Origin of the sequence: Nonomuraea sp. NPDC050022 (genome assembly GCF_044460705.1) — a bacterium.
Taxonomy (GTDB): Bacteria; Actinomycetota; Actinomycetes; order Streptosporangiales; family Streptosporangiaceae; genus Nonomuraea.
The window spans coordinates 195,436-215,070 of record NZ_JBITKE010000012.1 but is presented as its reverse complement, the minus strand read 5'-3'; the positions used below and the strand labels follow the sequence as shown (position 1 = coordinate 215,070).

The 19,635-nt window shown below is 65.4% G+C and carries 12 protein-coding genes; 8 read left to right on the top strand and 4 right to left on the bottom strand.

Translation table 11 applies throughout. The features are described from left to right. The first annotated feature begins 4 nt into the window (after positions 1 to 4). The 6 genes from ACIBO2_RS43645 to ACIBO2_RS43620 all read left to right on the top strand — a co-directional run bounded on the left by ACIBO2_RS43645 (position 5) and on the right by ACIBO2_RS43620 (position 15,166). Positions 5 to 1,204, top strand: coding sequence for a cytochrome P450 (locus tag ACIBO2_RS43645; protein ID WP_358551322.1), 1,200 nt, complete (start codon positions 5 to 7; stop codon positions 1,202 to 1,204). A 73-nt stretch (positions 1,205 to 1,277) separates the two neighbouring features. Beyond that, positions 1,278 to 1,973 (top strand): response regulator transcription factor, encoded by a 696-nt coding sequence (locus tag ACIBO2_RS43640; RefSeq protein WP_225289654.1) that lies wholly within the window; start codon positions 1,278 to 1,280, stop codon positions 1,971 to 1,973. Then, positions 1,970 to 3,307, top strand: coding sequence for a HAMP domain-containing sensor histidine kinase (locus ACIBO2_RS43635; RefSeq protein WP_358551324.1), 1,338 nt, complete (start codon positions 1,970 to 1,972; stop codon positions 3,305 to 3,307). Before ACIBO2_RS43640 ends, ACIBO2_RS43635 begins: the two co-directional genes overlap by 4 nt. A 43-nt stretch (positions 3,308 to 3,350) precedes the next feature. Continuing rightward, positions 3,351 to 4,520, top strand: a complete 1,170-nt coding sequence (locus ACIBO2_RS43630; RefSeq protein ID WP_358551326.1) for a bifunctional glycosyltransferase family 2/GtrA family protein — start codon at positions 3,351 to 3,353, stop codon at positions 4,518 to 4,520. A gap of 77 nt (positions 4,521 to 4,597) precedes the next feature. Then, the gene (locus ACIBO2_RS43625; protein ID WP_397304115.1) at positions 4,598 to 6,865 is read left to right on the top strand and encodes a glycosyltransferase family 39 protein; all 2,268 of its coding nucleotides are present in this window, start codon (positions 4,598 to 4,600) and stop codon (positions 6,863 to 6,865) included. Between the two features lie 825 nt (positions 6,866 to 7,690). Then, the gene (locus ACIBO2_RS43620; protein WP_397304114.1) at positions 7,691 to 15,166 is read left to right on the top strand and encodes an RHS repeat-associated core domain-containing protein; all 7,476 of its coding nucleotides are present in this window, start codon (positions 7,691 to 7,693) and stop codon (positions 15,164 to 15,166) included. Between the two features lie 1,384 nt (positions 15,167 to 16,550). On the opposite strand, the gene ACIBO2_RS43615 is transcribed toward ACIBO2_RS43620, so the two are convergent. Then, positions 16,551 to 16,814 carry a hypothetical protein gene (locus ACIBO2_RS43615; protein ID WP_397304113.1) on the bottom strand — a complete coding sequence of 88 codons (264 nt, stop codon included), beginning with the start codon at positions 16,812 to 16,814 and terminating at the stop codon, positions 16,551 to 16,553. 225 nt (positions 16,815 to 17,039) lie between these two features. Between ACIBO2_RS43615 and ACIBO2_RS43610 the strand changes: the two genes are divergently transcribed. Then, on the top strand, positions 17,040 to 17,201 hold the full coding sequence (locus tag ACIBO2_RS43610) for a hypothetical protein (protein WP_397304112.1): 162 nt from the start codon (positions 17,040 to 17,042) through the stop codon (positions 17,199 to 17,201). Positions 17,202 to 17,411: 210 nt separating this feature from the next. On the opposite strand, the gene ACIBO2_RS43605 is transcribed toward ACIBO2_RS43610, so the two are convergent. Beyond that, a complete protein-coding gene (locus ACIBO2_RS43605; RefSeq protein ID WP_397304111.1) occupies positions 17,412 to 17,651 on the bottom strand; it encodes a GntR family transcriptional regulator in 240 nt (79 codons plus the stop codon). Between the two features lie 169 nt (positions 17,652 to 17,820). Here ACIBO2_RS43605 and ACIBO2_RS43600 point away from each other — a divergent pair, with 169 nt between their 5' ends. Next, the gene (locus ACIBO2_RS43600) at positions 17,821 to 18,003 is read left to right on the top strand and encodes a hypothetical protein (protein ID WP_397304110.1); all 183 of its coding nucleotides are present in this window, start codon (positions 17,821 to 17,823) and stop codon (positions 18,001 to 18,003) included. A gap of 1,015 nt (positions 18,004 to 19,018) precedes the next feature. Here the strand turns inward: ACIBO2_RS43600 and ACIBO2_RS43595 are convergent. Both ACIBO2_RS43595 and ACIBO2_RS43590 read right to left on the bottom strand, forming a co-directional pair. Continuing rightward, complete coding sequence (locus tag ACIBO2_RS43595; RefSeq protein WP_397304109.1) at positions 19,019 to 19,342, bottom strand: hypothetical protein; 324 nt, start codon at positions 19,340 to 19,342, stop codon at positions 19,019 to 19,021. Beyond that, entirely contained in the window at positions 19,339 to 19,611 is a 273-nt protein-coding gene (locus ACIBO2_RS43590) for a hypothetical protein (protein WP_397304108.1), read from the bottom strand. The genes ACIBO2_RS43595 and ACIBO2_RS43590 overlap by 4 nt, the downstream gene beginning before the upstream one ends. Positions 19,612 to 19,635 lie beyond the last annotated feature (24 nt).

Genomic DNA, 19,635 nt, shown 5'->3' with positions numbered 1-19,635 from the left:
GACTATGACCACCTCCTTTCCTGTCCCGCGCACGTGTCCGTACGCGCCGCCGCCCGAGTACGAGCGGATGCGCGAGGAGGCGCCGCTCGTACGGACGTCGCTGCCCAACGGCGACGTCTGGCTGGTCACCAGGTACGCCGAAGCCAGGCAGGTGCTGAACGGCCAGGGCATCAGCACCAGCCCGGCCACCCCCGGCCATCCGAACAACGCCTTCACCACCGAGGAGCCCACCGAGGAACAGCGCGAGTTCATGGAACGGTTCAGGGTCGGCCAGTTCATCGACATGGACCCGCCCGAGCACGGCCGATTCAGGCGGCTGCTCATCCCCGAGTTCACCGTCAGACGGGTCAAGGAGATGCGGCCCGGCATCCAGCGGACCGCCGACCTGCTCATCGACGACATGCTCGCCAAGGGCCCGGAGGCCGAGCTGGTCGCCGACTTCGGGCTGGCGCTGCCGTCGCTGGTCATCTGCCAGCTGCTCGGCGTGCCGTACAGCGACCACGAGTTCTTCCAGTCGCGTACCCGCATGATGGTGTCGAGCGACGACCCGCAGGCGAGCATCGCGGCGATCATGGAGATCAAGGGATACCTCGACGGGCTTGTCACCGAGGCCGAGAAGCAGCCCAAGGACGACCTGCTCGGGCGGCTGATCGTGGCGGGACAGGTGAGCCACGACGAGATCGTCGGCATGATCTCGCTGCTGCTCATCGCCGGCCACGAGACCACCGCCAACATGATCCCGCTCGGCGTCCTGACCCTGCTGCGCCACCCCGACCAGCTGGCCAGGCTGCGCGAGGACCCGGGATTGTGGCCGATGGCGATCGAGGAGCTGCTGCGCTACCTGTCGATCGTCGACTGGGTGGCCTTCGACCGGGTGGCCATCGAGGACCAGGAGATCGGCGGGCAACTCGTCAAGAAGGGCGAGGGCATCTTCGTGCTCGGCGCCTCGGCGAACCGGGACGAGCGGGCCTTCGAGCGGCCGGACGAGTTCGACATCGACCGCGGCGCCCGCCACCACGTCGCCTTCGGCTACGGCGTGCACCAGTGCCTCGGCCAGAACCTGGCCAGGGCCGAGCTGGAGATCGCCTACCGGACGCTGTTCGAGCGGATCCCGTCGCTGCGTCTCGCGGTGGACGAGGAGGAGGTGTCATTCAAGTACAGTCAGGTCATCTTCGGGGCGAACGCCATGCCCGTCACGTGGTAGCTGCTTTAGCACTCATGAAACGGCCTCGGAACTGTTCATGGCGTTCTCATGATGGGGCCTTAGCGTAAAGATTATGAGTGAGCCCGCACGGTTGCTGGTGGTGGACGACGAGCCCGCGTTGCGCGAGGCGCTGCAGTCGAGCCTGGAGTTCGAGGGCTACAAGGTCGTCACCGCCAACGACGGGCAGGCGGCGCTGGACCAGGTGGCGCGCGAGACGTACGACGCGGTGCTGCTCGACGTCATGATGCCGCGCCTCGACGGGCTGACCGCCTGCCGCCGGCTCAGGGCCACGGGCAACCACATCCCCGTGCTCATGCTGACCGCGCGCGACGCCGTCGGCGACCGGGTCTCCGGGCTCGACGCGGGCGCCGACGACTACCTGGTCAAGCCGTTCGAGCTGGACGAATTGCTGGCCAGGGTCCGCGCCCTGCTGCGGCGGGGCGCGCTCAACTCGGCCGTCCCGGAGGTCACGCTGACCTACGGCGACCTGCGCATGGACCCCGACACCCGCGAGGTCACCAGGGGCGAGCGGCGGCTGGACCTGACCAGGACCGAATACCTGCTGATGGAGCTGTTCCTGACGCACCCGCGCCAGGTGCTGACCCGCGAGCAGATCCTGGGCGAGGTGTGGGGGTTCGACTTCGAGCCGACGTCGAACTCGCTCGACGTGTACGTGATGTACCTGCGGCGCAAGACCGAGGCCGGCGGCGAACCGCGGGTGATCCACACCGTCCGCGGCGTCGGCTACACCCTCCGGGCCGCGCCGTGAGGCGATATAGCCTGCGCTCCCGGCTCACCCTCCTCGTCACGGTCGCCGTGGCCTTGGCCATCGCGGCCTGTGCGGGGCTGTCGTGGTTCATCGTGCGCGAGCAGATGGTCCGCCAGCTTGACCAGACCATCATGGATCCCTCGGACAAAGAGGACAAGAGGTGGCTGAGGGACCATTGCTCGGTGGAGGGAACCCCCGCCGAATACGCCGCAGGCCTGGTGACGTTGCTGTCCGGGGACGGTAGTACCTGCTCGCTTGGCTCGCCGATCGTGGTGACTGAGGAGGACAAACCGGCCATCCCCCACCCCGGCAAGCCGATCTACCGCTACGGCGTCACCAAGGACGGCATGCCGGTGCGCGTAGTGACGGTGAACTTCTCGCCAGGCGTGGCCGTCCTGGAGGCCAGGCCGCTGTTCCACCTTCAGGACACGTTGCGCAACACCGCGTTCGCGCTGGCCGCCGTCGCCGCCCTTGGCGTGCTCGGTGCCGGATGGGCGGGCCTGGCCATCTCCCGTACGGCTCTGGCGCCCGTCGGCCGCCTCACCAAGGCCGTTGAGCACATCGCCCAGACCGAGGACCTCGACACCCCCATTCCCGTCAAGGGCGGCGACGAGATCGCCCGGCTGAGCCTGGCGTTCAACGGCATGATCACCGCTCTGGCCGGATCACGCGAGCGCCAGCAGCAACTCGTCGCCGACGCCGGGCACGAGCTGCGCACCCCGCTGACCACCCTGCGTACCAACATCGACCTGCTGCTGCGCAGCGAGCAGACCGGCCGCAGCCTCGACCCCGGTGCCAAGGAACGCCTGCTGATCAACGTGAAGGCCCAGTTCGCCGAGCTCACCGCGCTCGTCGGCGACCTGCTCCAGCTGGCCAGAGGCGACACCGACCACGAGCCGCACGTCGAGCTGGGCCTGCACCAGGTGGTCACCGCCGCCGTCGAACGGGCCAGGCTGCGCGGCGCCGACGTCACGCTCGACCTCCTGCCCTGGTACGTCGTCGGTAACGCCGCCTCCTTGGAACGTGCCGTGCTCAACCTCATCGACAACGCCGCCAAGTTCAGCCCGGACGGCGAGGTCGAGGTGACCCTGCGACAGGGCGAGCTGACCGTACGCGATCACGGACCCGGCATCCCCGAAGAGGACCTGCCGCACGTCTTCGAGCGCTTCTGGCGCTCCCCGGCCGCACGCGGCCTGCCCGGATCCGGTCTCGGCCTCGCGATCGTCGCGCAGGCCGTTGCCGAGGCGGGCGGAAAGGTACGCCTGGAGAACGCCTCTGGCGGCGGCGCGATTGCGATCGTCGAACTGCCTGGGAATCTCACCCCTCACTCATAATCGGCTAATTCCCGTTAAAGACCCCAGCGATGGGATCTGGGTCATGCACACAACAGTGAAGACCCGGCTGGTCGAGGTGGTCGTCCCGGTCTACAACGAGCAGCTGGCCCTGCGCGACAGCATCGGCCGGCTGCACGCCTACCTCTCGGGCACCTTCCCCTACGACTACCGCATCACGATCGCCGACAACGCCAGCACGGACGACACCTGGCGGCTGGCCATAGAGCTGGCCGCCGAACTGCCGCACGTACGGGCCGTACACCTGGACGGCAAGGGACGCGGGCGGGCGCTGCGCCAGGTGTGGTCGGACAGCGACGCGGACGTCGTCAGTTATATGGACGTCGACCTGTCCACCGACCTCGACGCGTTCCTTCCCCTGGTCGCCCCGCTGCTGTCGGGCCACAGCGACCTGGCCATCGGCACCCGGCTGGCCAGGTCGTCGCGGGTGGTGCGCGGGCCGAAGCGCGAGCTCATCTCCCGTTCGTACAACCTGCTGCTCCACTCGGTCATGGGCGCGAAGTTCTCCGACGCCCAGTGCGGCTTCAAGGCCGTACGCACCGAGATCGCGCAGGCGCTGCTGCCCGCCGTCGAGGACGAACAGTGGTTCTTCGACACCGAACTGCTGCTGCTGGCCGAGCGGCACGGGCTGCGCATCCACGAGGTGCCCGTCGACTGGGTGGACGACCCCGACAGCCGGGTGGACGTCTTTCAGACCGCCATGGACGACCTGCGCGGCCTGGTCAGGGTGGCACGCAAGACGCTGTCGGGCGCGGCCCGCATCCCGGTGCCCGCCCGTGTCTCGCAGGCGCGGCTGCCGCGCGGGATGGCGGCGCAGCTGCCTCGGTTCGCGGTCGTGGGGGTGGTGAGCACGCTGGCGTATCTGGTGCTGTTCTCGGGGTTGCGGCAGGCGATCCCGGTGCTGGCGGCCAACGCGATCGCGCTGCTGGTGACGGCCGTGGCCAACACCGCGGCCAACCGGCGCTTCACCTTTGGGGTGACGGGGTCGGCGGGGGCCATGCGGCACCAGTTCGAGGGGCTGATCGCGTTCCTCGTGGGGCTGGCGCTGACCAGCGGGGTGCTGGCGCTGCTGCCGGAGGGGGTCTCTCATGGGGTGGAGCTGGTGGCGGTCGTTGTGGCTAACGCGCTGGCTACGTTGGTCCGCTTTCTGTTGCTGCGCGTCTGGGTCTTCAACCCTCGCCGGAGCACGTCATGACCGATGCGCGTCGCGTTCTTCAACCCTCGCCGGAGGACCTCGTGACCATGACCCTCGACCGTCCGAGTCACCGTCGCATGTCCCGTCCGGCCCGGATCTGGCGCGGCGCCCCGGAGGACCCCCGCTGGTCCCGGCCCGCGCTCTGGGCCGTCCTGGCTGTCGCCCTCGTCCTCTACACCTGGGCACTGAGCGGCAACGCCAACGAGTACTACTCCGCCGCCATCCTGTCGGGCACCAAGAGCTGGAAGGCGTTCTTCTTCGGCGCGATCGACTCCAGCTCGTACATCACGGTCGACAAGCCGCCGCTGGCCCTGTGGGTGATGGGTCTGTCGGCGCGGATCTTCGGCTTCTCGACCTGGAGCATGCTGATCCCGCAGGCGCTGGCCGGTGTGGCCTCCGTCGGCCTGGTGTTCTCCGCCGTTCGACGGGCGTACCCGGTCGTCGTGTCTGCCCACTCGGAGGTACGGCAGGCACACGTGGCGGGCCTGATCGCGGCCGTGGTCATGACGCTCACCCCGATCACGGTGGCGATCAACCGCGACAACAACCCCGACACGATCCTGGTGCTGTTGCTAGTGCTGGCCGCCTGGTTCTGCCTGGAGTCGCTGCGCACCGGGCGGCTGGGGTCGCTGCTGGTGTGCTCGTTGTTCGTGGGGCTGGCGTTCAATGTCAAGATGCTCCAGGCGTACCTGGTGGTGCCCGCGCTCGCGCTGGCGTACCTGCTGTGTGCGCGGGTCTCGTGGGTGAAGCGTGTCGGGCATCTGATGGCGGCGGGCGCCGTGATGGTGGTGTCGAGCGCCTGGTGGATGGTGATCGTGGACCTGTGGCCCGCTGACTCCCGTCCGTATGTAGGCGGCTCGACCGACAACACTGTCTGGGACCTGGTCATCGGCTACAACGGCTTGGGCCGGATCTTCGGCCAGGGCGGCGGCGGTCCCGGGGGCGGCGGTGGGGGTGGCGCCTCGTTCGGCGGGGCAGCGGGGGCGGACCGGCTGTTCAACGAGACGATGGCAGGTCAGATCTCCTGGCTGCTGCCGTTCTGCGGGCTGGCCTTGGTGTTCGCGCTGTCCGCCCGATGGCGGCGCGCCAAGCTCACTGCCCTGCCTGGGGCCGGCACGGACACCAGCGCCGCCGCTAGGTCTGGGGGCGCTGCGGACGCGAGCGGCGTCGCCAAGCCTGAGACGACCACGCCTTGGGTCGGCCTGGTCACGCCCAAGGTTGGCGCCGCGTCCGAAGTTGGCACCGCGTCGGTGGTTGGCGCCGCGCCTAAGGGTGGTGCCGCGTCCGAGGTCAGTGCCTCGCCGATATTCGTCGGCGCTTCGGGGATTGCTGCTCAGCCCGGAGCGAGCCTTGCCGCGTGGCTGGTCTGGGGTGGGTGGCTCGTCGTTCACTTCATGGTGTTCAGCTTCGCCAGCGGCACCTTCCACCCGTACTACACGACCGCCATGGCACCCGCCGTCGCCGCCATCACCGCTTTCGGCGGACTGGCCATGTGGGACGCGTACCGGCACTCGCGGGTGTGGGCGTGGGTCCTGCCCCTAGGCATCGCCATCACGGGCGCCTGGTCGTTTATGGTGCTGCGCCGTACACCCGACTTCCTGCCGTGGCTGGCCTGGGTGGTGCTCGCCGCGACCGTTGTGGCGGTGGTGGGGCTGGTCCTGGCCAAGTTCCGTCGCAAGGTCGCGGTCCGTCTAGCTGCGATCGGGCTGGCGGCGGCAGTGATCGCCGGGCTCGCCGGACCGGCCGCGTACGCGGTGTCACCCTTGGGGTCGCAGGTCAACGGCTCGAACCCGACAGCGGGACCGTCCACGGGCGGGATGGGCTTCGGCCCTGGAGGCGGCTTCCGCGGCATGATGCGCCCCGGTCAGAACGGCCAGCCTCCCATGACCCCACCGAACGGCCAGGACGGACAGGGCCAGAACGGTCAGGATGCACAGGACAGCCGGGCTCAGGACAGGCAGGACGGACAGGACGCGGACGGCCGGTTCGGACGAATGGGCGGTTTCGGCGGTGGTGGCGTTAGCAGCTCGATGATCTCCTACCTGGAGGCCAACCAGGGCAACGCGGAGTGGCTCGTGGCCGTGAGCAGTGCCATGCAGGCGTCGTCGATCATCTTGTCCACGGGCAAGCCGGTCATGGCCATGGGCGGCTTCACTGGCAGCGACCCCGCCATGACCGTCACCCGCCTCAAGGAGCTCGTGGCATCCGGCAAGCTCCGCTACGTACTGGCCGGCGGCGAAGACCGAGGCGGCCCCGGCAGGGGCAACACTGAGGTCACCACCTGGGTCCAGGCCAACTGCAAGGCCGTGACAGGCCAGGACGGGCTCTACGACTGCTCTTCATGATCCAGCCAAGGGGCGCCGCGTTTTGCAGCGACGCGGCGCCCCAAAGCGGCCTTCAAGGGAGCAGAGAGAGCTTCAAGGGACCGATGCTCTGGCGTACTCGGGCGCGCGATCCGCGGGCCTACGAGATCGCGGCCTCGCCTACACAGCCAAGAACCGCAGGAGTTTCGTACGGGCCGGGGCGGACTTCATTCCGCATACCCTCATGGACTCCCAGGACGCGCATCATCAACCGCGGGGCCAGCGAATCCGCGCGTGGGGGGCGCGACCTTGCCGACGACGGCTGGGTAACCGTGGTCGAACGGGGAAGCGACGTGAAGGTCCTGCCCGCAGACAAGGTTGAGATCCGTGGCGCCACGAACTGAGTCAGAAGGACCGAGCGTCCAGTGGAGAGTATGCCCAGCATGCGGATCCTCATACTCCTGCATGTGTAACCCGTCACAGCAGAGCAATCCTCGGCTGGCACCCGAATGCGGTCCCGGGTAGCAACTCATCGGCCCGAACTTGCAATCGGCCTGTCCTGAACGCTCCTCTGTCCAGCGGCTGCACGATCTATCACTCACTGGCCCCTCCGTGAGCATATGTCGGTATGTGTTCCTGATCGTGCGGTAAGTCGCATTCCGTGACTGTTGATCACAAAAATCGATCTTGTGTCCTTTTTATGTGGAGCTTACGCTCGGTCCGTTTGGCAATCTTGCTCCGAACCGCACGGTCGGGGGCCTTCGGGTTCGTGCCGGGTGAGCTGGGGCTTCGTCTGGTGCCGTGAGGTGCCCCGCGTGGTTCGGAGTGTGACGGCGTATGCGCCGCTTGCTGTCATGGCCTTGTGCTGTGCTGGTTCTTGCCGCCCTGCTGCCCGGCCTGTTGTCGCTCGCCGCCTTCCCCGTGGCCGCGCAGGCGCGGGTGATCAATGAGACCGCCGATGCGCAAGCGAAGCTGGTCACACCGAAGCAGCTGATGGGCTCAGGCACTCACGTGCCGAAGTCCGTACGTACCTCTGCCGACCAGCTTCCTGGGGGAGGCGCTTCCGCCGAGCGGCGGGAGCGCGTGCGGGGTGCGCTGCCGTTGGAGGTGCGTCCTGCGGTGCGGCAGCAGGCGGCGAAGTCGGACCTTCCGGTCGGAGTGCAGCGTGCGGAGCTGGCGGATCAGCAGACGTCCGGTAACACCTTTCCGATGATCGATGACACCTATCCAGAGACCGGGGCACTGGTGAGCGCGACGCCGCTGCTGGTGCTGGAGTACTCGAAGATCGGTGAGGGGTCGGCCACCGACAAGGGTTTGAGCGTCTCGTTCAAGATCTGTGACATTCCGGAGGAGGATCCTGATCCGTTCCCGCCCGACCCGGTGCCGGTGTGTGTGGAGTCCGGTGAGCTGGGGTGGGTGTATTCCTGGCGGGTTCCGGCGGGCAAGCTTGAGTGGGGCAAGGAGTACAAGTGGTCGGCCCATGTGCGCGACCTGGACAGCGGCAGAACGGCCGACAGCGTCGAGATGCTGGTGACGACCGGGGCGCGGCAGCCGCTGACCAGCCCGCACCTGGGGGAACGCGCCAGCGAAGGCCAGGAGTTCGCGCCGATCGTGGGCAACTACACCTCCAGCTTCGTCGACGCGAAAGTGGCGGTGGCGGGGCCGCCGTTGTGGGTGGCGCGCACCTACAACAGCCTGGACGCGCGCACCGATGGGATCTTCGGGGCGGGCTGGTCGACGCAGTGGGACATGAAGGTTCTCGCGGAGCGGTCGGGTACGACGGTGACCGGGCTGCTGGTCACCTATCCGAACGGGCGCCGGGTCCGGTTCGCCAACCGGGGCAACGGCACCTACCAGCCGCCGCCGGGAATGCATGACGCGCTGGCCGACGTGACAGGTGGCGGCTGGCGGTTGATGGACACCTCGTCGAACACCTACACCTTCGACGCGGCGGGTCGGCTGTCGAAGATCGCTGATCGGCGGGGGCGCAGTCAGACGCTGACGTACGGCAGCGATGGCACCTTCAGCCAGATCACCGGTACCGGTGGGCGCGCGCTGCATTTCACCTGGAATGGGCCGCGGGTGGCGACGGTGTCCACCGATCCGGTCAACGGTCAGGCGTTGACGTGGTCATACACCTACGTTGGTGGCAATCTGTCCACGGTGTGCGCGCCGGTGGCGGCGCCGAACTGCACCGGCTACAGCTACACGGATGGGTCGCGCTACCGCGGCATCGTGCTGGATTCGGAGCCGGTGGGGTATTGGCGGCTGGGCGATGCCACCGATTCGGCGGCGGACAATCTGGGCAGCAGCGGCGGAAGCGGTATCTACAGTGGTGTGACGGTGGGGCAGCCGGGCGCGCTGGAGGGCAGCACGGACAAGGCGGTCGGGTTCACTACGTCCACGATGGAGCTGCCGTTCAACACGCTGTCGCGGGCACGTGATCAGGTGTCGGTCGAGGGTTGGTTCAAGACCTCGCAGAACGGCATCATCTTCTCCGCCGGCCAGTTCGGCTATCAGTACGGCGCCACCATGCCGGTGCTGTATGTGGGCGTGGACGGCAAGCTGCGCGGCCAACTGGGTGAGATCACGAACAGCTCCGGCGATTACGTGTACACGCCGATCACCTCGGCCGCGCCGGTCAACAACAACCAGTGGCATCACGCGGTGCTAACCGTGTCCGGCCAGCAGCAGAAACTGTACCTGGACGGCCAGGCCGTCGGCCAGGTGAGTGGACAGATGTATGAGGAGCATCGCGAGTTTGCCTATGTCGGCAGTGGCGATCGCGCCAATTCCTGGTCGGACATCCCCGGCGGGCAGACGGCTTCGGGCGCGTTCGCGTTCAAGGGCTCGATCGACGAGTTCGCCGTCTATGACAAGCCGCTGACCGACGCGGAGATCACTGCGCATTGGGCGGCCCGGACCAAGGTGGCCAACAAGCTGACGCAGACCACGTTGCCGTCGGGTCGGATCTGGGCTAAGAACACCTACGACCAGGGCACCGACCGGCTCAAGACACACATCGACCGTAACGGCGGCACCTGGCAGATCGGCGAGTCCGAGATCGACTGGCTGAAGGACGAAACCACGATCACGGTTACCGACCCGCGCAATGGCACATTGAAATACGGCTATGACGCTGGACGCGGTGATCGGTTGGTATTCGAGGAAGATCAACTCGGCACCAGGGCCAGCTACGAATACGACACCGGCGGCTTCCCCATGAAGACGACCGACCGCAACGGCAACGTGTTCCAGCTGTGGAACGACGAGCGCGGTAATCCGATCGAGGGCCAGAGCTGCCGTACGACAGTTTCCGATTGTCAAAACGCTTACGCCACGTACTACGTGAACAAGGATGACGAGTTCGATCCGCGCAACGACAAGATGCTCATCTACCGGGATGCCCGCTCGGCCGACGCTGACAGCAACACCTATGCCACCAAATGGGAGTTCAACCAGTACGGCGAACAGGTCAAGGAGACGTCCCCAATCACGCCGGACTTCCCCAACGGCCGTTCGGCCAGCGTCACCTACACCGACGGCAGCGAGTCAGCGATCGGCGGCGGCTCCACACCGGCCGGCCTGATCGCCTCGCAGACCGACGCGCGGGGGAACACCTGGACCTACCGCTACACCGCCGCTGGAGATCTGGCCGAGCAGAGCAATCCGGCCGGACTGCTGGTCAAGCTGAGTTACGACGCTCTGGGGCGGCTACGCGAGAACTCAGTGGTGTCACAGGCTCATCCGGACGGGGTGAAGACCGCTTTTACCTATGACGGTCTGGGTCGTCCGGCGACCCAGACCGAGCCCGGCGTGAAGAACGAGGTCTCCGGGGCTACGCACACAAAGCGCACTGCGTTCGCCTATGATCCGGACGGCAACAAGCTCAGCGATACCATCACCGACCTGACCGGCGGAGATGCCGAGCGTGCCATCGTCTACACCTACGACACCCACGGCAAGCCCGAAACGATCACCGACCCTGAGGGCGGCGTCGTCCGGCAGGCGTGGAACGCGATCGGCCAACTGGCCACCGTCACCGACGCCCGCGGCGCGGTAGTCGACTACGGCTACGACGAACGAGGCCTACTCACCTCGCGCACGTTGAAGGGCTGGACCGGCAGCCCGGTCGACCCCAAACCGGCCAAGGACGAGGTACTGGAGTCGTTCACCTATGACCCAGGCGGTCGCCTTGAGACGCAGACGGACGTGATGCTCCGCACGACCTCCTACAGCTACTTCAAGGACAACCTGCTGGAGAAGAAGAAGGCCGTAGGCGCTCTGCTGAACGACTCCATGACCACTACCGAGGATGTGGTGCTGGAGAATCACACCTACGACGCGGCAGGCAACCAAATCCAACTGGTCACCGGCGGGGATAAGTCGATCACCACCGACTCTGTCTATGACGCCGCCGGCCGACTGACCTCACAGACCTTCGATCCCGCCAACCTGGCCCGCAAGACGGCCTTCGTCTACGACGCCAACGGCAACGTGCTCAAGAGCACCCGCACCGGCGCCGGCTCCACACGCGCAGAGGTCACCGAGTACGCCTACAACAAGGTCAACCAGGTCACCAAGACCACCGTGGAGAACGGCGACCAGGACCTGGTCTCCACCACGACTTACGACGATCGTGGCCTGGCCGTCGCCAGCACCGACCCGCGCGGCAACGCCTCGGGCGCGAATGCGGCCGACTTCACCTCCACCATGCGCTACGACGCGCTTGGCCGGCTGATCGAGGTGAGCGGCCCGCAGGTGAAGGTGGACAAGGCCGGCACGTCCAGCGATGTGCACCCCACAGCCCACTTCGGCTTCGACACGCTGGGCGCCAAGACGCACGAGACCGACGCCGAGAGCCGTACGGTCACCTCGGTCTTCGACAAGGCCGGCCGACTGACCAGCCAGAGCGCCCCCCGCTACACCCCACCCGGCGGCACCGCCATCACGCCCACCACCGCATATGGCTACGACCTGGCCGGTCAGCTGATCACCACCACCGACCCGCGCGGCTACGTCACCACCTTCGAGTACGACAAGCTCGGCCGCCAGGTCCGCATCACCGACCCCGCCCCGGACGGCCAGACCCCAGGCCGGTCGATCATCGAGTACTACATGGACGGCTCGAAGTTTGCCACCGTCGATGCGACCGGCGCCCGCAGCGAAGCCACCTACGACGGCCTAGGCCGTCAGGTCACCCAGACCCAGATCGAACGCAAGCCAGCCGCAGCCGTCTATACCACCAACCTGTTCTACAACCAGGCCGGTTTCCTCATCAAGACGGTCGCCCCCGGCAACAAGACCATCGACTACTCGCCGAACGCGGCCGGCGAGGTGGAGACGCAGATCGCCGCGAAGGGCACGGCCACGGCGATCACCACCACGATGGCTTACGACCTGGCCGGCCGCCTGATCAAGACCGCCGACGGCCGAGGCAACTCCACCAGCGCCGAGTACGACCTGGCCGGCCGCCAAATCGGCACCAAGGACCTCGAAGGTACGACGGTTCGGCGCACCACCAGCGCTGGCTACGACCTGGTCGGCAATCAGACCAGCGTTACCTCCGGCGAAGGCCACACCAGCAGGCAGACCTTCGACGCGCTCAACCGCGCCACCTCACTGATCGAGCCAATCTCCACCACTGACTCGATGACCACCAGCTTCGGCTACGACGCCACCGGCGCCCGCACCCGGCTCACGGACGGCCGCGGAAACGCCACCTGGACCAGCTACAACAGCCTCGCCCTAGCCGAAACGGTGACCGAGCCGGCCACTACCGCCCACCCGGACCCGGCCGACCGTACCTGGACCACCGGCTATGACGCGGCCGGCAACCCCAATGTGGTCATCCAGCCCGGCGGGGTGCGTATCGACCGCACCTTCGACCACCTCGGACGGCTCACCAAGGAGAGCGGTGCGGGCGGCGGTGCCGCCACTGCGGAGCGCACGTTCGGCTACGACCTGGCCGACCGCCCCACCACCATCGGCGATCTGACCGTCGACTACAACGACCGCACCCTGCCCCTATCGATCAAGCGTGGCACGACCCAGCTGACCGGCTACGCCTACGACGGCCTGGGAAACCCCACCCAGCGCGTGGACGCTGCTGGTACCGCCACCTTCACCTGGGATGCCAACAACCGCGCCGAAACCGCCACCGATCCGGTCACCGGCCGCAAACTCACCTACGGCTACGACGCCGCCAACAACCTTGCTTCGCTGACGGCAAAGACCGGTACCACCACCGTCGACACCCAAATCTTCACCTACGACTACGCCGACCGGCTAGAAACCCAGACCCTGCGCAAGGGCACCGCCACCGGCACCCAACTCGCCAAGATCACCTACGGCTGGGATAAGGAAGACAACCTCACCACCAAGACCACCGCAGGATTGGCCGGAGCGGGCACCAACACCTACGGCTACGACCACGCCGGACGCTTAACGTCCTGGACCGCCCCCGGCGGCAGCGTTACCGCTTACGAGTGGGACAAGTCCGGCAACCGCACCAAGGCCGGAAGCAAAACTTTCACCTACGACGAACGCAGCCGCCTTACCTCAGGCGACGGCACCGACTACACCTACACCCCGCGCGGCACGCTGGCTACGGAAACCAAAGCCGGCGCCACCACCAACTACACCTTTGACGCCTTCGACCGCCTCATCGCCGACGGTGATTCGCTGTACAGCTACGACGCCCTCGACCGCGTCAGCTCGCGCATCAAGGGGGCGGTCAAGCAGAATTTCGCTTACGCCGGGCTCAGCAACGACCTGGCCGCCCTCACCGACAGCAGCGGCGCCATCCAGGCCAAATACGGCCGTGACGCAGGAGGCACGCTGCTCGGCCAGCAAGAGGGCACCAACCCCGCCCTGGCCACACTGACCGACCTGCACGGCGACCTGGTCGCCACCTACAGCACCACCGCGCTGGCCACCACCACCGCCTACGACCCGTTCGGCACCGTCACCGCCCAAACCGGCGTCAAGACCACCCTCGGCTACCAAGGCGAATACACCGACCCGGACACCGGCAAGGTCAACATGCACGCCCGCTGGTACCAGCCCGGCACCGGAGCCTTCGCCAGCCGCGACACCGCGACGCTGGATCCGAACCCGTCGGTGCAGGCCAACCGCTACACCTACGCCAACGCCTCCCCCCTCACCGGCACCGACCCCACCGGCCACTACACCACCCAGATGGACAGCTGGGGCAGCAACAACCCCGGCTACGACGACCAAACCGTCGCCGACACCTACGCCCAACACGGCATCGTTAGCGGAGACAGCGGCGGAAGCGGCGGCCAATGCATCGGAAGCTGCGGAATCGGCGGAGGCAGCGGCCCGATCGCCTGCGACATCTGGGGATGCGTCGCGGCCGACCTTTCCCGCACGGTGTCGGTCATGACCGAAGAACAAATGAAGTGGCAAAAGGTTCTGCCCAACGGAATGGCTGTGCCAAAAGGCTTTTGGAGCGCCGACAAGAAGACGCGTTCCATGATTATCAGTCTTGCATATATGGACCTGCCCGAGAATTATATTCTTGGGGTATGGCGCATGTCTAAAAAAGTGGCATCTGGTGGCGGCAGTGCTGGTGGTATGGAGCCCGACAATGACCCCACTTCTGAATATACGGCGTGTAGAAAGGTTGGCTCACACTCCTACTGTGTCAAGCGATTGGAGGATGAGCGGAAATGGCAGAAGGCCTACGTTAAAGCCGTACAGCAGGCAATTGATAAGCACGGCTTTGATCGCGTCGAGGCTGCGCTTACAAATCCGGATTTCTTTCAGCCGGAACCCTATCTTAATAGCATCGATAAATTCTTTTGTCAGAATGTTGGCGGAGACTGCACAGAGGCCTTCGCCTATATCACGCTGGCAACGTTCGGGGTGCTTCTCCATGTTAACAACGTGTCCGCGAACGATGCAAAGGCAAAGCAGTCTGCCGAAATGGTCAGGGACGCGGCCGAAAAAGTAATGGCCAAAGGTGATGCATATGTGCTTCGGACGCTGAAACGATCAGAGTTTCTAGAATATTCACGGCTTATCCGAGATGGAAAATATGGGGCGGCGCGTAGGTTCTTTGGTACGGCCTATCATCGAGCCACTGCATTAGAGTTGAATAGACTTCCGGCGACTAGGGGCAGGTTTACGTACACGCCGACGGGGGACGTTGACTTTTATGATAACGTGAATCGACGGCATGTTGAATTGACCACTTTTAGGGCCTATCAAGAGCATCTTGAAAGGTCAAATGTAAACTACCAGCGGTCGTCATATGTGCTTTATAGGGTCGGGACCTTACCTAGGGCATTTCGTGCGCGAGGGTTTCGCTGGAGATAGCTCAATGACGAGTTCGCCTACCGGTGGATGTGGCTACGGCGGAGGATCGTCAATGAGCCGAACGGTTCGGGCGGATGTGGTAAGCTGCGAGTAGTTGCTCCATATAAAGGAAGCATGTGCAGTCATTTGCTCTTTGGAGAAGAGGAGTAGTGGAAAGATTCGGCGGCGCAGGATCACCGCAAGATCCAAGTGTGGGTAATCGGCTCACACTGCTGGGAGTGAGTCTAGAAAGCCAGAATTATGGAGGGCGCAGGATTCTTGGCCCTACCATTGGAGACGGTAGCTCGTTTACTCGATGTTCGTTCCAGGGGACTCACCTTGAGAATGGGACTCTAGGTTCTGGCCCAACCTTCACGTCATACGTAGACTGTAATTTTGATCAAGCAACAATTCGAGACATCGATCCGGGCAGGGCTAGATTTGTCTCATGCACATTTCGTGACACGAAGATTTCGAACGTTCTCTTTCTAGAAGCCGAACTGGTCGACTGTATTTTCACCGGGAATCTGACGGGTGTAGTTTTCGACGGTGATACATGGTCGGAAATTCCAGATAAGGATCATTACGATTATCGCGGAAACGATTTCACGGGCTGCACTATGAGGGACGTCTCGTTCCGGGGTGGAATAGATCTGACTCTACAGCGTTTTCCCGCGGGCGAGGAATACCTTGTAATAACAGAAGCCGCTCGGCGGCTCACGATGGCGCGGATGATCTTGAGTCAATGGAATGAAGGAAGTTATCGTTCGGAAGTGGAGGATAGAATTTATGCCTTGGAGTATGATCTAGAGCGCAATCAGAGGGACCTGTTTGTTGAAAGGTCTTTTCTCACGGAAAATCTTCCTATCGATTTAGCGCGTAGGCTAGTTGACGTGCTTTCCGCTCCGAATGCGTGACGACTGCCTAGCGATCTTTAGTGGGGGCTTATGTAGGTCTTCTACGGGTTCACGACGCCAGGAAAAGGCGCGCTTGGGTTGCGTAGTCGTCGATGTGTCCCGTGATGGTCTTGAGCGCCGCTCGGAGTTTGGGCAGCGCTTGTGGTTGATCAGCGACCCGTGAGCGGAGCGGGAGACCGGTTGTAGATTTTGATGTAGGACATGGCGATGCGACAGCCCTAATGAGGGCTAGCCTTGGTGACTCGTGCGCCCAGCAGGGCAGGCGGCGAAGCCGTGACGTAGCGGTGGATCTTCCTGTTCGTAAGCTCTTCGTCGCTTGCCGGTGTGAGGCCGGCCCGGGTAGTCCCCAGGAGGCCGGTAGCAGACTGGCGGCGTCAGAGGAAACGCCTGGCCTCCAAGCCGAGTGCCGCATGCTGCAGGTCGCCTGCCCGGCCTGCCGTCGGGTGATTGGGGCGGCCGCCTCGCCGGGTCTGGCCAAAGTCGTGCTGTCACGGCCCCAACGTCCGCGCGGCGACCGCGCGTTTGGCCTGCGCCGGGCATATGAGCATCACCAGGGCCGCCGACGTAATGGGCGTGCTGCTCGACGCGCCGGTTTCCACCAGGTTCACCTCCTGCGATCGTTGCGCGGCATCGGCGAACTGGACGGCGACGGTAGTCGGGTGCAGCGCTGCTGGGCCGATCCGGTCATGAGCGCGCTGTACCGACGCCAAGGCCGCGGTCGCCAAGGCCCGCGCCGACGGCGCCACCCCCATGGATCCGGAGATCCTCCACGAGCTGCACGCCCGCTACGACGAGCCGGTGGCCTGGGGCATCGCCACCAACAGCCACCGCGACTGGCCGACATCCCGGCTACATCCTGGTGTCCGCGTACGACCTGGCCAGGCGGCTGCAGATCCGGGCCGTGCAGGTGTGGCGCTTCACCGTCGACTTCGCAGTGCCCTTCACCAACAACTCCTGCGAGCAGGGTCAAACTGCAGATGAAGACCGGCGGATGCTGGCGCAGCATACGCACCTTCGCCCGCTACTGCCTCATCTGCTCCTACCTCGCCACCGCCCGCAACCACGGCATCCACCCGGTCGACGCCCTGGCCGGAAACCCCGTGATGCCACCCAAAACGCCTGATCAATCACAGGCATGAATGGATAAACACCCGGGCCTGTGGAAACCCCGCCCCCTCGACGCGACAGTCGGGTCAGGTGGCTGACCTACCGCTGAAAACAGGAGGTAATCAAGCCACTACGAACCCGATCAGCCTCGTGAAAGATCGACGTTAGGTGGGCCGACGGTGCTTTCCGGAGCAGCGAGGCCACTCCCATCCGGTCCAGGCGGCCGCTCTCAATGCGTCCGCCTACTCCGCTGCGGGTGCCGCGACAAAAGAGCCGAGCCCGCGCACAGAGTAGGTGACGCCCTCCTCGCGAAGGCGTTCAAGGACCTTGCGTGCCGTACCCCGGGCTACCCCGAACTCCTGAACGATCTGGTGCTCGCTGGGCACGGGCGCATCCACCTGATACTGGCCACTGGCGATCCGTTCTTTGATGATGTTCGCCACCTGGAGCCACTTCGGCTGGTTGAGACGCCATTCGATCACAACTCAGAACGGTAGATCCCCGTACTGAACCGGCGATACCCAAGGGCAACCATAGTTCACCATGGTGAGGTATGGTGAAGTGAGCTACGATAGCGGAGGTGTTCACGGGTCCGCCCCAGCGAGGCAAGCGCCGGGTCGGGCCCTTGATCGGACATAGGAGGTCCGACCCATGGGCAATCCGAGCGCAGCCGCCCGCTTCACGCCGCAGTTCGTCGCCGACATCCAGCAGGTGCTGGAGAAGCACGGCTACCGCCTTCCCGGCCACAGTTCTCATATCCGGGAGCTGGTGCTCGCCCGCGTCGAATACGCCCTTCACGACGTGGTCGAACGCTTCGAGGGACGGCTCGCGTAACATGCGCGACCTTTACTCAGTCCACGGCCCGCACCCTGCACCTCGAAGGGGTAACTGCGAGCCGCTGACCTGGTATCCACCCCTGCCTCGAGCATCGCGGATCAGGGTCACCACCTACAGCTGCGAGTGCCTGTCCACGATCTTTGAGCTCTGTCACGCGGCCGGGCAGGCATTCGTTCGCCGGACCGTACGAGGGCCCGGCAGCCCAGTCGTCCACGAGAGCGTGTGGCTGGGCAGTGCCGCAGCGGAGCACCTATACCAGCGGATTCTGCTGGGCGAGGCGCGCTGAGACCGGCGCGGCCGGTGATGGGCGTCACCCCGATGTCTGTCGCGCCTTTCACCCCTTCTTCGGACAGGAACTGCTCGGAGGAGCCTTCACTGCTTAGAGTGACCGAGCCCGTACGGCAAGTGCGGACTCTTTGTCGCGTGGGCACGGACTCCGCATAGGCCGACGCTGCTGGTGCGTAATTCGCAGACCACCATGACCGGCGCGCTCGCCTGCCAACGGCGCGAGGACTCGCCAAGTTGGTCGTTCGTGTGGGCGAAATGGGGACGAGGTGATGCTTCTAGTCGAGGCAATCGAGAAGGCAGGCGACCGTACTGACCGAGGGCGGGGCTGGCGCGCCATGTAACAGATCACCGACCAGCGTCCGGTCCATCAACGGCTCGAAGAACGCATGCGCGCCCACGTCATCCACTGCTGATGCAGAGTGGCCCAGCGTCGACGCCCCATGGCTGAGTTGGGTGCTCGGGCGCGGGCCGAGCGGCGAAGCGCGCTCTACTCACCTACCCGGACCGGGCCCGCGTCGGGCAAGGCCAGGGGGCTGCGGGGCAGAATGGCGGGCAGGCAGGTATCTGTCCCTTCGCCGGAGCCAGCGTACGGCCCATTGGCCATGCCCGACCTGGGCGGGACGCCGGCCAAAGCCCCCTCCACCGTCCTCCGTGGTGCTGACCGTCTATGGCGGTCAGATGGTGAAGAGGCGGAGTTTGACGCCAATGGAGTTGGCGAGGTGGGTCAGGTCGTCGGGGTCGCTGGTGACCACGGAGGCTTGGTGCTGGACGGCGGTCGCGACGACGATCGCGTCGACGACGTCCCGCCAGCGGCGCGGCCGGTGCGCTGATCGCTGGGGAGGATGTCGCGGCCCTTGAGCACCCTGGAGATCTGGTGTTGCGGTCCGCCTCTCCAGGCTTGGGCGAGGACGACGACAGGCACGATGGGGCGGATGTGTGCGGCGGTGAGCTTGTCGTGCGGGGCGAGGAAGTCCGGGTTGCGGCGCTCGGCGGCCAGCAGGGTGCCGGTGTCATAGACGATCGTGCGCACTACCCGACCGCCGATCATGGCTCATTGTCCAGCAGCCCGGCCTTGATGATGAACTGGCGGACGCGCTGCCTCGACTCCTCGGGGAGTTTGCCGTGCTTGCTCTCGTACTCCGCTACCAGTTCACGCGCAGCGGCGCGGCCCTGCGCGTGCAGGCGAGCGATTTGTGCCTTCTCGACAGCAGCTTCTGCCAGCCAGGCGGAGACCGGTTTGCCTTCTTCGGCGGCCGCAGCCTTGATCGTTGCTTCGACCTCGGGCGGCACCGAGATCGACAGCTTCCGTGCGGTCATGCATCAACGGTAACTGCACGGTAG

Coding starts and splice junctions, on each gene's coding strand:
- ACIBO2_RS43645 (WP_358551322.1), top strand. CDS start 5: ATGACCACCTCCTTTCCTGTCCCGCGCACGTGTCCGTACGCGCCGCCG.
- ACIBO2_RS43640 (WP_225289654.1), top strand. CDS start 1,278: ATGAGTGAGCCCGCACGGTTGCTGGTGGTGGACGACGAGCCCGCGTTG.
- ACIBO2_RS43630 (WP_358551326.1), top strand. CDS start 3,351: ATGCACACAACAGTGAAGACCCGGCTGGTCGAGGTGGTCGTCCCGGTC.
- ACIBO2_RS43625 (WP_397304115.1), top strand. CDS start 4,598: ATGTCCCGTCCGGCCCGGATCTGGCGCGGCGCCCCGGAGGACCCCCGC.
- ACIBO2_RS43615 (WP_397304113.1), bottom strand. CDS start 16,814: ATGGGGGTGGCGCCGTCGGCGCGGGCCTTGGCGACCGCGGCCTTGGCG.
- ACIBO2_RS43610 (WP_397304112.1), top strand. CDS start 17,040: ATGAAGACCGGCGGATGCTGGCGCAGCATACGCACCTTCGCCCGCTAC.
- ACIBO2_RS43600 (WP_397304110.1), top strand. CDS start 17,821: ATGGGCAATCCGAGCGCAGCCGCCCGCTTCACGCCGCAGTTCGTCGCC.
- ACIBO2_RS43595 (WP_397304109.1), bottom strand. CDS start 19,342: ATGATCGGCGGTCGGGTAGTGCGCACGATCGTCTATGACACCGGCACC.
- ACIBO2_RS43590 (WP_397304108.1), bottom strand. CDS start 19,611: ATGACCGCACGGAAGCTGTCGATCTCGGTGCCGCCCGAGGTCGAAGCA.